At 70.5% G+C, this 13,277-nt stretch carries 11 protein-coding genes; 5 read left to right on the plus strand and 6 right to left on the minus strand.

The window, feature by feature from the left end; genetic code table 11:
• Positions 1 to 6: 6 nt before the first annotated feature.
• Together ACSQ4M_RS11150 and ACSQ4M_RS11155 are read right to left on the minus strand one after the other, a co-directional pair.
• A complete protein-coding gene (locus tag ACSQ4M_RS11150) occupies positions 7 to 960 on the minus strand; it encodes an ABC transporter permease (protein WP_436189600.1) in 954 nt (317 codons plus the stop codon).
• Between the two features lie 187 nt (positions 961 to 1,147).
• Positions 1,148 to 2,698, minus strand: a complete 1,551-nt coding sequence (locus ACSQ4M_RS11155; protein WP_436193992.1) for an ABC transporter substrate-binding protein — start codon at positions 2,696 to 2,698, stop codon at positions 1,148 to 1,150.
• Between the two features lie 356 nt (positions 2,699 to 3,054).
• Here ACSQ4M_RS11155 and ACSQ4M_RS11160 point away from each other — a divergent pair, with 356 nt between their 5' ends.
• Positions 3,055 to 4,335 carry a Zn-dependent hydrolase gene (locus tag ACSQ4M_RS11160; RefSeq protein WP_436189601.1) on the plus strand — a complete coding sequence of 427 codons (1,281 nt, stop codon included), beginning with the start codon at positions 3,055 to 3,057 and terminating at the stop codon, positions 4,333 to 4,335.
• 22 nt (positions 4,336 to 4,357) lie between these two features.
• Here the strand turns inward: ACSQ4M_RS11160 and ACSQ4M_RS11165 are convergent, their stop codons facing one another.
• On the minus strand, positions 4,358 to 5,308 hold the full coding sequence (locus tag ACSQ4M_RS11165) for a GlxA family transcriptional regulator (RefSeq protein WP_436189602.1): 951 nt from the start codon (positions 5,306 to 5,308) through the stop codon (positions 4,358 to 4,360).
• On the opposite strand from ACSQ4M_RS11165, the gene ACSQ4M_RS11170 reads away from it, so the two are divergent.
• Positions 5,307 to 5,990 (plus strand): DJ-1/PfpI family protein, encoded by a 684-nt coding sequence (locus tag ACSQ4M_RS11170; RefSeq protein ID WP_436189603.1) that lies wholly within the window; start codon positions 5,307 to 5,309, stop codon positions 5,988 to 5,990. The genes ACSQ4M_RS11165 and ACSQ4M_RS11170 overlap by 2 nt on opposite strands.
• Before the next feature lie 116 nt (positions 5,991 to 6,106).
• Positions 6,107 to 6,961: a tripartite tricarboxylate transporter substrate-binding protein gene (locus ACSQ4M_RS11175; RefSeq protein ID WP_436189604.1), complete on the plus strand. Its 855-nt coding sequence runs from the start codon at positions 6,107 to 6,109 to the stop codon at positions 6,959 to 6,961.
• A gap of 129 nt (positions 6,962 to 7,090) precedes the next feature.
• Here the strand turns inward: ACSQ4M_RS11175 and ACSQ4M_RS11180 are convergent, their stop codons facing one another.
• On the minus strand, positions 7,091 to 8,335 hold the full coding sequence (locus ACSQ4M_RS11180) for an NAD(P)/FAD-dependent oxidoreductase (RefSeq protein ID WP_436189605.1): 1,245 nt from the start codon (positions 8,333 to 8,335) through the stop codon (positions 7,091 to 7,093).
• A gap of 219 nt (positions 8,336 to 8,554) precedes the next feature.
• Positions 8,555 to 9,508, minus strand: coding sequence for a LysR family transcriptional regulator (locus ACSQ4M_RS11185; RefSeq protein ID WP_436189606.1), 954 nt, complete (start codon positions 9,506 to 9,508; stop codon positions 8,555 to 8,557).
• Positions 9,509 to 9,625: 117 nt separating this feature from the next.
• Here ACSQ4M_RS11185 and ACSQ4M_RS11190 point away from each other — a divergent pair, with 117 nt between their 5' ends.
• The gene (locus ACSQ4M_RS11190; RefSeq protein ID WP_436189607.1) at positions 9,626 to 10,615 is read left to right on the plus strand and encodes a Bug family tripartite tricarboxylate transporter substrate binding protein; all 990 of its coding nucleotides are present in this window, start codon (positions 9,626 to 9,628) and stop codon (positions 10,613 to 10,615) included.
• A 4-nt stretch (positions 10,616 to 10,619) separates the two neighbouring features.
• Positions 10,620 to 12,137 carry an amidase gene (locus tag ACSQ4M_RS11195; protein WP_436189608.1) on the plus strand — a complete coding sequence of 506 codons (1,518 nt, stop codon included), beginning with the start codon at positions 10,620 to 10,622 and terminating at the stop codon, positions 12,135 to 12,137.
• Positions 12,138 to 12,193: 56 nt separating this feature from the next.
• On the opposite strand, the gene ACSQ4M_RS11200 is transcribed toward ACSQ4M_RS11195, so the two are convergent.
• On the minus strand, positions 12,194 to 13,240 hold the full coding sequence (locus tag ACSQ4M_RS11200) for a YeiH family protein (protein WP_436189609.1): 1,047 nt from the start codon (positions 13,238 to 13,240) through the stop codon (positions 12,194 to 12,196).
• Between the last annotated feature and the right edge of the window lie 37 nt (positions 13,241 to 13,277).

Below are 13,277 nucleotides of genomic sequence, written 5' to 3' on the forward strand. Positions count from 1 at the left end.
TTCCTTTCAGCCGCGGGCGATGCGCGGATCCAGCAGCGTCTGCACGATGTCCACGACGAGGTTCAGCACCACGAAGAACATGGCCAGCACCAGGATGGAGCCTTGCAGCAGCGGCAGGTCGCGCTGGAAGATGGCCGAGTTCAGCAGGAAGCCGGTGCCGGGCCAGGAGAACACGGTCTCGATCAGGATGGAGCCGCCCAGCAGGTAGCCCAGTTGCAGGCCCATGACCGCGAGTGCCGTGGGTGCCGTGTTCTTGACGATGTGGCAGAACACACCGAAATGCGTGAGTCCCTTGGCGCGCAGGCCCAGCACGAACTCCTGCTCCAGGATGTCGGCCACCAGCGCGCGCACCGTGCGCGCGATGATGCCCATGGGGATCACCGACATGGTGATGGCCGGCAGGATCAGGAACTGCAGCTGCTCCCAGTTCCAGTTCCAGTCGCCCGAGCCGGTGGGCCCCGCGCCGGTGGCCGGCAGCCAGCCCAGGATGGACGAGAACACGATCACCATGACCATGCCCAGCCAGTAGTGCGGCACCGACACGCCCAGCACCGAGATGACCGAGGCCGCGCGGTCGACCCACGAGCCGCGGAAGTAGCCCGCCACGAAGCCGAACAGGCAGCCGAAGACGAAGCCGATGGCGGTGGCCACCACCGCCAGGCGCAGCGTGTTGCCGACCGCCTTGATCACCTCGCCGGCGACCGGGCGGCTGGTGGCGATGGAGGTGCCGAGGTCGCCCTGCAGCGCGCGCCAGACCCAGCTGGCGAACTGCTCCGGCAGGCTGCGGTTGAAGCCGTAGAGCTCGCGCAGCTGGGCCTGCAGGTCGGCCGAGGCGTCGGGCGGCAGGATGGAGACGAGCGGATCGCCCGGCGCGAGATGCACCAGCGCGAAGCAGACCAGGGCCACGCCCAGCATGATGGGAATGGCGTAGACGATGCGGCGCAGGATGTAGGCGAGCATGGGTGTGGCTGGCTTGGTGGCTGGCGGGATGGACTTGCCCCATCGGCGTGTCCGCATTCGCACCGGTGTGTGAATGCAGCGAGCCCATCCCAGGGCACCCGCGGAACCGGCTCTGCCGGGCTGCTGGGTGCGCCCCCTTGAGGGGGGATTCGGCTACACGCAGTGAGCAAGAAACGAGGGTGGGTCGTTACTCCATCGTCATCGTGGCGATGTCGATGAACCAGCTCTTGGGCTGCACCACGTTCTTGACCTTGGCCGACATGGCGCGCGGGCCCACGTCGTGCGCGATCCAGATGAAGGCCGCGTCATCGACCAGGTGGGCATGCAGCTTGGCCAGCGCGGCGTCGCGGCCCTTGTCGTCGAAGGTGGTGCGCGCATCGGCGATCAGCTTGTCGACCTCGGCATTGCCGTAGTAACCCCAGTTGTTGGAGACCGGCGGAAAGGTCTTGGTCGACGCGAAGCGCACCATGGCGAAGAACGGGTCCATCGCCGCGAAGCTCACGTTGATCGCGTTGGCGCCGTTGGCGGTCGCGTCCTTCACGCCGCGGCGCCAGTTGGTGAACAGCGTGTTCCACTCGATCACGTCGAACTGCACGTCGAAGAAGCATTGCTTGAGCGACTGCTGCACGAACTCGTTCATGGGCAGCGGCTGCATCTGGCCCGAGCCCGAGGCCGAGATCTGCACCTTGACCTTGAGCGGCTTGGCCGCCGTGTGGCCGGCCTGCGTCATCAGCGCCTGGGCCGCCTTCACGTCGTACTTGATGTCGAACTTGGGGTTGCCCCACCAGGGGTGGCCGGGCGGCACCGTGCCCTTGGGCTCGGCCATCATGCCGCCCAGGAACTGCTTCAGGCCGGCGCGGTCCACGCACAGGTTGGCGGCCTGGCGCACGCGCTTGTCCAGCCAGGGCGAGCCTTCGGCGAACGACAGCTGCCAGGGCCACACGTGCGGCTGGGCGTTGGAATAGATCTTGTAGCCGCGCTGGGTGATCTGCGGCATGGCGTCGGGCGAGGGTGCCTCGATCCAGTCGACCTGGTTGCCCAGCAGCGCGGCGGTGCGCGCGTTGGCCTCGGGCATGGGCAGCAGCACCACCTTGTCGATCTTGGGCGTGCGCTTGGGGTCCCAGTAGGCCTTGTTGGCGGCCAGCTCCAGCCGCTCGCGCGGCACGAAGCGCGTCATCTTGAACGGGCCGGTGCCCGAGGCGTCGGCGGCGAAGGCCGTCCAGGCCTGCTTGGCGCGCTCGGCCGCGTCGGTCACGCTGGCCGGCACGGCCTTGAGCTTGGCGTCCCAGTGCGCGGGCGAGGCCATGAACAGGTTGGTGAGGTTCAGCGGCAGGAAGGAGTCGGGCTCGCTGGTGGTCAGCTCCACCGTCATGTCGTCGATCTTGCGTGCCGAGACCAGCGTGGGCATGCGCGAGGCCGTCACGCCGACCTGGCTGGCGTCGAAGTGCGGGGCCGCCTTGTCGAGCACCTTGCGCACGTTCCAGACCACGCTGTCGGCGTTGAAGGCCGAGCCGTCGTGGAACTTCACGCCGGGGCGCAGCTTGAACACCCACTTGGTCTTGTCCTTGGCGTCCACGGCCCACTCGGTGGCCAGGCCCGGGATCAGCACGCTGGGCGCATCGGCCTTGGACAGGTCCCATTGCGTCAGCGAGTCGTACATCGGGATGCCGGTGAAGCGGTTGCCCTCGAAGCCCTGGTCGGGCTGGCCCAGCGTGCGCGGGATGTCGGCGGCGGTCATCGCGATGCGCAGCGTCTTGTCCTGCGCCTGGGCGGTGCCGGCCAGCGCGAGCAGGCACAGGGCGGCGCCGGCGGCCACGGACTTCAGTGCGAAGGTGGGGGAGGCAAGGTTCACGGGGATCTCCTGTGGGGCAAAGGGTGGACGGGGAACGATGGTTCTGTTTAGCAAGCGGTGTGCCAGCCGTGCAATGTGAAATCGATAGTCGATATTAATGATCGAGAAGTTTTTGACTATGGATCGAATTTCGGTCGATTGCTATTGATTGAAGACTCGTTCGGTCCGTTTATTGCTTCGCGAAGCCGGATTACCAATTCACGCTTTCCCTAGCGTTCTTTCCCACACAGGAGCCCTGCCCCATGGAATCGTCCGTTTCGTCCCCCGCCGCGACAGCGGCCCGCACCGACACCCTGCGCATCGACGGTGCGCGCCTGTGGCGTTCGCTGATGGACCTGGCCCGCATCGGCGCCACGCCCAAGGGCGGCGTGTGCCGCATCGCGCTGACCGACGAGGACCGCGCCGGCCGCGACCAGGTGGCCGACTGGTGCCGCGCGGCCGGCCTGGAGGTGCGCGTGGACGAGGTCGGCAACATGTTTGCGCGCCGCGCCGGCACCGATCCACAGGCCCGCGCCGTGGCCACGGGCAGCCACATCGACACCCAGCCCTCGGGCGGCAAGTTCGACGGCAACTTCGGCGTGCTGGCCGGGCTGGAGGTCATGCGCACGCTGAACGACCACGGCATCGCCACACGCGCGCCGCTGGAGGTGGTGGTCTGGACCAACGAGGAGGGCACGCGCTTCACGCCCGTGATGATGGGTTCCGGTGCATTCGCGGGCGTGTTTGCGCCCGATTTCGTGCGCGCGCAGGTCGATGGTGCGGGCCTGTCGGTCGGCGACGAACTGCGCCGCATCGGCTACCTGGGCGCGCAGCCCTGCGGCCAGGTGCCCGGCGGCGGCTATGCGGCCTACTTCGAGGCCCACATCGAGCAGGGGCCGGTGCTCGAAGATGCGGGCCTGCCCATCGGTGTGGTCAGCGGCGCGCTGGGCCAGCGCTGGTTCGACGTGACTGTGACCGGCATGGACGCCCACGCCGGCCCCACGCCCATGGCGCTGCGGCGCGACGCCATGCTGGGCGCGGCGCGCATGGTCGAGGCCGTGAACCGCATCGCGCTGGGCGAGGCCCCGCACGGCCGCGGCACGGTCGGCCACCTGCAGGTGCTGCCCAACTCACGCAACGTGATCCCAGGCGAGGTGCGCTTCTCGGTCGACCTGCGCAACCTGAGCGACGAGGGCCTGGACCGCATGGAGGCCGCGCTGCGCACGGAACTGGTGCGCATCGCTGGCGACACCCGCGTCGCCGTGGACCTGCGCCAGGTCGTGCAGTTCGACGCCTGCCATTTCGACGCGGACTGCGTGGCCAGCGTGCGCGGCGCGGCCGCGCAGCTGGGGCTGCCGCACATGGACGTGGTCAGCGGCGCGGGGCACGACGCTGTCTACGTGGCCCAGGTCGCGCCCACCGGCATGGTCTTCGTGCCGTGCAAGGACGGCATCAGCCACAACGAGATCGAGGACGCGCTGCCCGAGCACATCGAGGCCGGGGCCAACGTGCTGCTGCTGGCGATGCTGGAGCGCGCGGGCTGACGCGTGCGGCTGGCGCGACGGCTCAGGCCGCGACGGCACGCTTGATCTGTTTGCGCGACATGCCGCCTGACGCCGCCAGTGTCGCGTGGCGCTCGGCTCTGAGGTTCTTGAGCACGCCGAGCGGCGAGACGCCGAACGTCTCCTTGAACTTCCGCTGGAAACTGCGTCGCGACATGAGACAGATCTCGGCCATCTCGTCCACCGACCAGGGATGGCCCAGCCGCGCCTGCATTTGTTCGATGAGGTCGGCGAAGGGCGCGCTTGCCCGGTCCTGCACCCGCAGCGTCTGGCTGTACTGGCGCTGATCGCCGCCGCGACGCAGGTACAGCACCAAGCGGCGTGCCACCTTCTGGGCGACGTGGGTGCCGCAGTCCCGCTCGATGAGCGTGAGCGCCAGGTCGATGCCGGCACTGACACCCGCTGTCGTCCAGTACTTGCCGCTCTCGCAGAAGAGGAGCTCGTCGCTCACCTGGATCGCGGGATACCGCCGCTGCAGCAGTTGCGCCGAGCGCCAGTGGGTGGTCACCTTCTGGCCGTCGAGCAGGCCGGCGGCAGCCAGCAAAAACGCGCCGGTGCAGACGCTGCAGGTGCGTTGCGAGCGGACGTCATGGGAACGCAGCCAGGCGATCGTCTCCGGGTCCGAACAGATCCGGTGGATGCCTTCGCCGCCGGGGACGATGACGGTGTGCGCGGCCAGCGCGAGCGATTGCGCAAGCGTCTGCCCGGCCTGCAGACGAAACCCGCCGTCCCGTGTCGAGGCCAGTTCTGACGCGGCACAGGTCAACAGCTGGTACCGAACGTGGCCGAGTTCGTCGTTGGCCGTGGCGAATGCCTGCCATGGGCCCGCGATGTCGATCGGCTGAAACCCTTCGAAGACGAGAAACGCCACGCAGATTGGCGCGATCGATGCCGCTTTTGGCGCGGGTGCACGCCGCGTGCCTTCTACCGTCGATGCTCTTTGGAGGTCATTCATGCACGTCAACTTTCTGCTGTTTCCGGCGCTCACGCAACTCGACCTGACGGGGCCCTTCGAGGTGCTTGCCCGTGTGCCGGGGTTCACGATCGATTTCGTTTCCGAGACGATGGAACCGGTCCGCTCGGACCGGGGCCTTGTCATGTTGCCGACGGCCACCTTCGACACCGCGACGGCCTGCGATCTGCTCGTCGTGCCAGGCGGGCCGGGGACCGACGATGTCCTGTCGGACGCGCGGTGGGTTGGCTTCACCGCCAGTCAGGCGAGCACGGCCCGGTACATCTTGGGCATCTGCACAGGATCTCTGCTGTTGGGTGCCGCCGGGCTGCTGCGCGGCAAGCATGCGGCATGCCATTGGCAGGCCCGCGAGTTCCTGCCCATGTTCGGCGCGATTCCGGACGAAGCGCGGATGTGCGTGGACGGCAACATCTACACGTCCGGGGGCGTCACGTCCGGCATCGACATGGCGCTGAAGGCTGTGGGCCTGATGGTCGACGAAGACACCGCGCGGCAGATCCAGCTGCAGATCGAGTACGACCCCGAACCGCCGTTCGAAGGCGGAACGCCATCCACCTCCTCCCCGGCCATCGTGCAGCGCTGCCTGCAGGCGACGCGGGCGCGGTATGCGATCCGTGCCGCGGCTGTGGCGCGCGCCGCAGCGACCTTGGAGTCCGCAGCGTGAGAGCCGCGGCACGCTGGTTCCTGGTGGCGATGTGTGCCAGCGTGGTGGCCTGTGCGCACGCTGCCTATCCCGACCGCTCCATTCAGCTGGTTGTTCCCTATGCGGCCGGCGGGCCGATGGACAAGCTGGCCCGCCAGCTCGGCACGCAGATGCAGGCGGTGCTCGGGCAGCCGGTGGTCGTTCTCAACCAGGGTGGGGCGGGCGGCAACATCGGGGCCGGGCTGGCAAAGCAGGCCGTGCCCAATGGCTACACCCTGCTGCTGGACCACGTCCACATGGCCACTGCGCCGACGCTGTACCGCAAGCTCGCGTTCGATCCGGTGTCCGACTTCGAGCCGCTGGGCATCGTCGCGGAGTCGCCTCTGGTGTTGATCGCGCGGCCCGGCGTGGCGACGGACAGCCTGGGTGATCTGCTGCGCTGGATGGCGCGGCAGCCGCAGGTGACGCTGGCCAACGCGGGCATCGGGTCCGCATCGCACCTGTGCGGCCTGCTGCTGCAGTCGGCGCTCAAGCTGCAGATGACCACCGTGCCTTACCGTGGCACGGGTCCGGCCATGTTGGATCTGCTCGGCGGGCAGGTCGACCTCATGTGCGACCTCACGGCCAATGCACTCCCGCAGATCCACGCGCAGAAGGTCATGCCGGTCGCTGTCACGGTCGGGCAAGCGCTGAAGGGCACGCCGCTGGCGTCGGTGCCCACCATGGCTGCCTTCGGCATGGCGCTGGAGCCTTTGACGATCTGGTATGGCCTCTATGCACCGCGCGACACGCCCCAGGACGTGGTACGGGTGGTTTCGGCGGCGCTGGCCACTGTCGCGAGAAGTCCGGCTTATCGTCGGCAACTTGTCGAGGCCGGCATGCAGCCGGTGACGGATGAGCGGCTGGGCGCCGAGGGCCATCGCCACTTCCTCGCGCGCGAAATCCGGCGCTGGGCGCCTGTCATCAAGGCGGCTGGCGCCTACGCCGACTAGCTGGCACAGGCCGCGGCGGCGCGGGGTCGGGCCGATTGCGGGCAGCATGTCGCTCGTGCAGGCTGCGGGCGCCGTGCGGCCTGAGCCCTCGGTCCATCAGACCGCTTCGCCGCCCGCTGCGCGCAATCGTCACGCGTCGCCAAAGCGCGCCGGCGCGTAGGGCGCCGGCTCGACGAACGGCGCCTCGCCGTCGATCAGTTCGGCCAGCAGCCGCCCGCTGGCCGGCCCCAGCGTGAAGCCCTGGTGCGCGTGGCCGAAGTTGAACCACAGGCCGCGGTGGCGCGGGGCCGGGCCGACCACGGGGAGCATGTCGCCTGTGCAGGGGCGGGCGCCGCGCCAGGGTTGCTCTTCCACCGGGTTCGGCAGGTCCAGCAGCTCCCGCGCCGCAGCTTCTGCGCCAGCCATCTGGCGCGGCGTGGACGCAGCGTCGCGCGGCGCGAATTCCGCGCCCGTGGTCACGCGCACGCCGCGCCGCATGGGCGCGATCACCAGGCCGCGGTCGGCGTCCAGCCAGGGCATGGTGGGGGCCGGCCCGCCGGCGTAATGGCGGTGGTAGCCGCGCTTGACGAACAGCGGCAAGCGGTAGCCCAGCGGGCGCAGCACGGTGTCGGCCCAGGGGCCGAGCGCCAGCACCGCATGCTGTGCCGACAGCGCGCCTTCGGCCGATTGCAGCGACCAGCCCGCACCGCTGGCGCGCAGCGTGCTGGCGTCGGCCTGCACGATGCGCCCGCCCAGGCGCACGAAGTGCTCTGCGTAGCACGCCACCAAGGCGCCCGGGTCGGAGACGGCCCAAGGCGCGGTCCAGTGGATGGCGCCGGCCAGCCGTGCCTTCAGCGCCGGCTCTGCGGCGGACAGGGCCGCGGCGTCCATGGCGAGATGCTGCACGCCGTAGTCGGCTTGCAGGCGCCGGGCGCGGGTCAGGGCTTCGTCCATGGTGGCCGGCTCGCGGAACACCCAGCGGTAGCCGGTGCGCTGCACCAGGTCCTGGGCACCGGCCGCGGCGATCAGCGGCGCGTGTTCCGGGATGGCCTGGGCGATGAGCCGGCTGTAGGCCTGCGCGATGGCCGGGTACTGCGCCGGCCCGGAGGCCTGCCAGTAACGTCCCAGCGGGCTGGCCAGGCCGGGCAGCGCCGTGGCGTGGTAGTTCACGTCGATGCCGCGCTTGAAGGCCACGCGCAACAGCTTGGCCGCCTCGCGCGGGAAGGCATAGGGCTCGACCGCTTCCTGCTGGATCAGGCCGGCGTTGCCATACGAGGTTTCCTCGCCGGGCGCGCGCCGGTCAGCCAGCACCACGCTGTGGCCGCGCATGGCCAGGTGGATGGCGGTGCAGGTGCCGACCATGCCGGCGCCCAGGACCAGGACGCTGGCCGTCATGCTGGCAAGTCCCCGGCCGCGGCGGACGCCAGCCGCGCACCAAGGCATACCGGTTCGGCGCGCGCGTGGCGCGGGGGCTGGGCGGGAGGCGGTGCCAGGGGCGTGGGCATGGTGGGGTGGTGTGTGCAGGAAGGGGCCGCCCATTGTGTCGTCTGGCGCAGTGCGCACCAAGATGGCAGCGGGCAAGCCTGCGTTGCCGTCACCGCAACGCTGCGCTGCTCAGGGCGCGAGCGCCAGTGTCTCGCGCAGGTGCTCGACGAAGGCCCGGGCGGCGTCCGGCAGGTGCCGCCCGGCCATGGCCTGCACCTCGAAGTGGCGCTCGTTCATCTCGCGGTCGCGCAGCGGCACGGCGGCGATGCTGCCGGCCAGCAATTGCTGGCGCAGCGCCAGTTCGCCGCAGAAGGTCACGGCCTGGGTGTGGGCCACGTACTGGATCAGCGGGTAGAGGTGGTCGCTGGTGATGGCCGCGTCCAGCGCCAGGCCCTGGCGGCTGGCGCTGATGTCCAGCAGTTGGCGCAGCGTGGAACTGGCCGCCGGCAGTGCCAGCGGGTGGGCCACCAGCTGCGACAGCGCCAGCTGGCTGCGCGCCGCCAGGGGATGCCCGGCGCCGACGATGGCCAGGATGGGCGCCGGGTGCCGCAGCACCACGTCGATGCCACGCTCCGAGCGCAGCGACACCGTGACGCCCAGATCCGCCAGGCCCTCGCGCACGCGCCGGCTCACCTCGCTCTGCACCGACATGTCCAGCGTGAAGCGGATGCCCGGGTTGCGCTGCTGGAATTCGGCTACCAGCCGCGGCAGGAACTCGTAGGCGAAGCCCTCGGTGGCGACGATGCGCACCTCGCCCTGGCGCAGGCCGCGCAGGCCCAGGATGTCGTCGGCCACGCGCTCGATGTCCAGCCAGGCCCGGCGCGCGTGCGCGGCCAGCAGCTCGCCAGCGCTGTTGAGCACCATGCCGCGCGCGCGGCGTTCGAACAGCAGCGTGTCCAGCTCCTGTTCGAGTCGGCCGATCTGGCGGCTGACGGCCGAAGGCGCCACCTCCAGCCGGGCCGCAGCCTCAGTGACCGAGCCGGCCCGCGCGACCTCCAGGAAGTGGCGCAGCGCCACCTCCTGCAGCACGCGCTGGTTCAGGCCGCGGCGCGCGCGCGGGCGGCGGGTGGTGGTCGGAGGCATGGTGCTGGCCTTTTCTGTGCGTTGCGACATGGGCAATGAAGCTTTCACATCATTGTGCTTGCTGCACTGCTGCGGCGTTCCTACGATGCAGCCACTTCCTCACCCAAGGTCTGCCCCATGCCCCTCGCCCCTGTCTCCCGCCGTCTGGCCCTGGCCGCTGCCGGCCTGGCCACGGCCCTGGCCGCGCTGCCGGTTCTGGCCGAGGGCGCCTACCCCAGCAAACCCATCACGCTGGTCGTGCCGTTTCCGCCCGGCGGCAGCGCCGACACCGTGGGCCGGCTCATGGGCCAGCAACTGTCCGAGGTGCTGGGCCAGCCCGTCATCATCGACAACCGTCCCGGCGCCGGCACGGCCATCGCCGCCGGCCTGGTGGCCAAGGCGCAGCCCGACGGCCACACGCTGTTGATCAGCTCGGGCTCCACCTTCACGGCCAACCCGGCGATCCGCACGAACCTGCCCTACGACGCGGTCAAGAGCTTCGACCCCATCGCCGTGGTCGCGCGCATTCCGCTCATCGTGCTGGCCAACACCAGCGTGCCCGTCAACAACGTCAAGGAGTTCGTGGCGGCGCTGCGTGCCACGCCCGACAAGTACGCCTACGCCTCGTTCGGCTCGGGCTCGACCTCGCACTTCATGGGCGAGATCGTGCTGCGCGCGGTCGGTGCCAGGATCCTGCACGTGCCCTACAAGGGCAGCGCGCCGGCCATGACCGACCTGATCGGCGGCCAGGTGCCGTTCTCGGTGGACACGGTCACGGCCGCGCTGCCGCAGCTCAAGGCCGGCAAGGTCAAGGCCATCGCCGTGACCACGGCCAAGCGCTCCTCGCAGCTGCCCGACGTGCCCACCTTTGCAGAGGCCGGTTACGCCGATGTCGATGCGGACACCTGGATCATGGTCGTCGCGCCCAAGGGCCTGCCTGCGCCCGTGCGCCAGAAGCTCGAAAGCGCGCTGGCCCGCATCGTGGCCATGCCGGCGGTCGCGGCCCAGCTGCGCGCCAACGGCGCCGAGCCGTTGTTTTCGGGCTCCGCCGCGTCGGCCACGCTGATCGAGAAGGAGCTGCCCTTGATGCGGGCCGTGGCCCAACGTGCCGACATCCGACCCGATTGACACCATGCTCGTCGAAACCTCTGCCGTCGAACTGCGCCGCCTGATCGGGGCCCGCCAACTCTCGCCCGTCGAACTGCTGGAAGCCTGCATCGCGCGCATCGAGCAGCTCAACCCCTTCGTCAACGCCGTCACCGCCACCTGCTACGAACGTGCGCGCGCCGAGGCACGCGCCGCCGAACAGGCCGTGCTGCGCGGCGAGCCGCTGGGCCTGCTGCACGGCCTGCCGCTGGGCGTGAAGGACCTGGAGCCGACGGAGGGCCTGCTGTCCACCGCCGGCACGCCCAGCCTGCGCAACCACGTGCCGGCGGCCGACATCGAGCTGGTGCGCCGGCTGCGCGCGGCCGGCGCCATCGTGGTCGGCAAGACCAACGTGCCCGAGATGGGCGCCGGCGCCAACAGCCGCAACCCGGTCTGGGGCGCCACCGGCAACCCCTTCGACCCCAACCTCAACGCGGGCGGCTCCTCGGGCGGTTCGGCCGCCGCGCTGGCGCTGGACATGCTGCCGGTGTGCACCGGCTCGGACACCGGCGGCTCGCTGCGCATCCCGGCCGCCAAGTGCGGCGTGGTGGGCCTGCGGCCCTCGCCCGGCATCGTGCCCAGCGTGCGCAAGCCGCTCGGCTGGTCGCCGATCTCGGTGGTCGGCCCCATGGGCCGCGACGTGGCCGACTGCCGGCTGCAGCTGGCCGCCTCGGCCGGCCCGCACCCGGGCGATCCGCTGAGCCATCCGCTGGATCCGCTGGCCTTCCTGCACGCCGCGCCGTTGGACCTGTCGCGCCTGCGCGTGGCCTGGACCGAGGACTTCGATGCCTGCGACGTGGACCCGCTGGTGCGCAGTGCCATGCGCGAGCGCATGGCCGCCATGCGCGGCCTGTTCGCCGCCTGCGACGAGGTGCGCTTCGACCTGGGCGAGGTGCACCGCTGCTTCGACGTGCTGCGCGCCGAGGCCTTCGTCGCCGGCATGCGCGCCACCTACGAGCGCGACCCCGCCAGCCTGGGCCCCAACCCGCGCGCCAACTACGAGATGGGCGTGCGCATGAGCCTGCTCGACGCGGCCTGGGCGCAGACCGAGCAGACGCGCATCATCCAGCGCTTCCAGCAGGTCTTCGCGGGCTACGACCTGGTGCTGTCGCCGACCACACCGGTCTCGCCCTTCCCGTGGACGCAGCTCTACGCCGCCGAGGTCGACGGCAAGCCGCAGGAGAACTACTACCGCTGGCTGGCGCTGACCTACGTGGTCACGCTCGCGACCAACCCGGCCATCACCCTGCCTTGCGGCGTGGACGCGCGCGGCATGCCGTTCGGCCTGCAGGTGGTGGGGCCGTTCCGCGGCGACCTGCGGCTGCTGGATGCGGCGCAGGCGCTGGAGCAGGCTTTCGCGGCCGATCCGCGGCTGCGCCGCCCGCGGCCCGATCTGGCGCGGCTGCGCATGCCCGAACCGGCGCTGACCTCCATCGTCACGGCGCCGCCGCGCGACCCGCGTGCCTCGGTGCCGACGGAGGCGGGCGCGGCCTCGGTGGTCTGACGCGCCGTGCACGTGCCCCGGCCCGCGCGCAGCACGGCGCCAACGCTACCGGCGGCTCAGCGCATCGCCAGCACGCACGCCAGCACCAGCAGGGCCAGCCACAGGGTCTCCGCCGCGATCAGCAGCATCGGCCGCCAGCCGGCCTGTGCCAATTGGCCGAACGAGGTCTTGAGGCCCAGTGCGGCAATGGCCACGACCAGGCAGGCGCGCGACGTCTGGTTGGCCAGTTCCTGCGCCGCAGGGGCGATCCAGTCGAGCGAGTTGACTGCCACCAGTGCGATGAACAGCCAGAGAAACCATGGGACCAGCCCGGCGGACCCGGCCGGGCTGCCCGCACCGTCCTGCGTGCCGGCTCGGCGCGCGTGGCGGAAGGCCGCGGACGCGACCACCACCACCAGCGTGAGCAGCGCCACCCGCAGCAGCTTGACCACGACGGCAATGTCCCCGGTCGCATGGTCCAGCATGTAACCCGCGCCGACCACCTGTGCAACGTCATGGATGGTGCCGCCGAGAAACAGTCCGGCCAGCTCCGGTGGCAGGCGCAGCAGCCGTGCGACCAGGGGGTACAGCACCATCGCCAAGGTCGATAGCAGCGTGACGGTGACCACCACCATCAGGGTGAAGCGGTCGCTGTTCTTGTCGCGCGGCAGCACGGCCGAAATGGCCAGCGCGGCAGAGGCCCCGCAGATCGCGACGGCGCCGCCCGACAGTGTCGCTTCGGCGCGCGTCAAGCCTAGCCGCCGGCCCAGCCATTGGGCCAGCAGCATCGTGGTCAGCACGCCGGCCACCACCACCGCGGCCGTGGTCCAGCCCAGCGCGGCGATCTGGGCCGCCGTGATGCGCGCGCCCAGCAGTCCAACGCCCAGGCGCAGCACGGCGCGACCCGAGAACTCGATGCCAGGGCGGCTGCGTTCATCGGCGTACAGGTGGTGCAGCGCCATGCCGAAGAACAGCGCGTACAGCAGTTGCGGACCACCGTGCACGGTGGCCACGAAGGTGGCCGCCATCGCCAGCAGGATCGACAGGCCGAGGCCGGGCCACAACGCGGCGAGCTTGCCGCAATGGGCCATCAACGGATGGGGTTGGGGAGATGCGTGGGGCATGGAGGGCAGGGTGGGACGTGACGATCGGAGCGTCCGC

The sequence above is a fragment of the Pseudorhodoferax sp. LjRoot39 genome (assembly GCF_964253035.1).
Classification (GTDB): domain Bacteria; phylum Pseudomonadota; class Gammaproteobacteria; order Burkholderiales; family Burkholderiaceae_C; genus Pseudorhodoferax.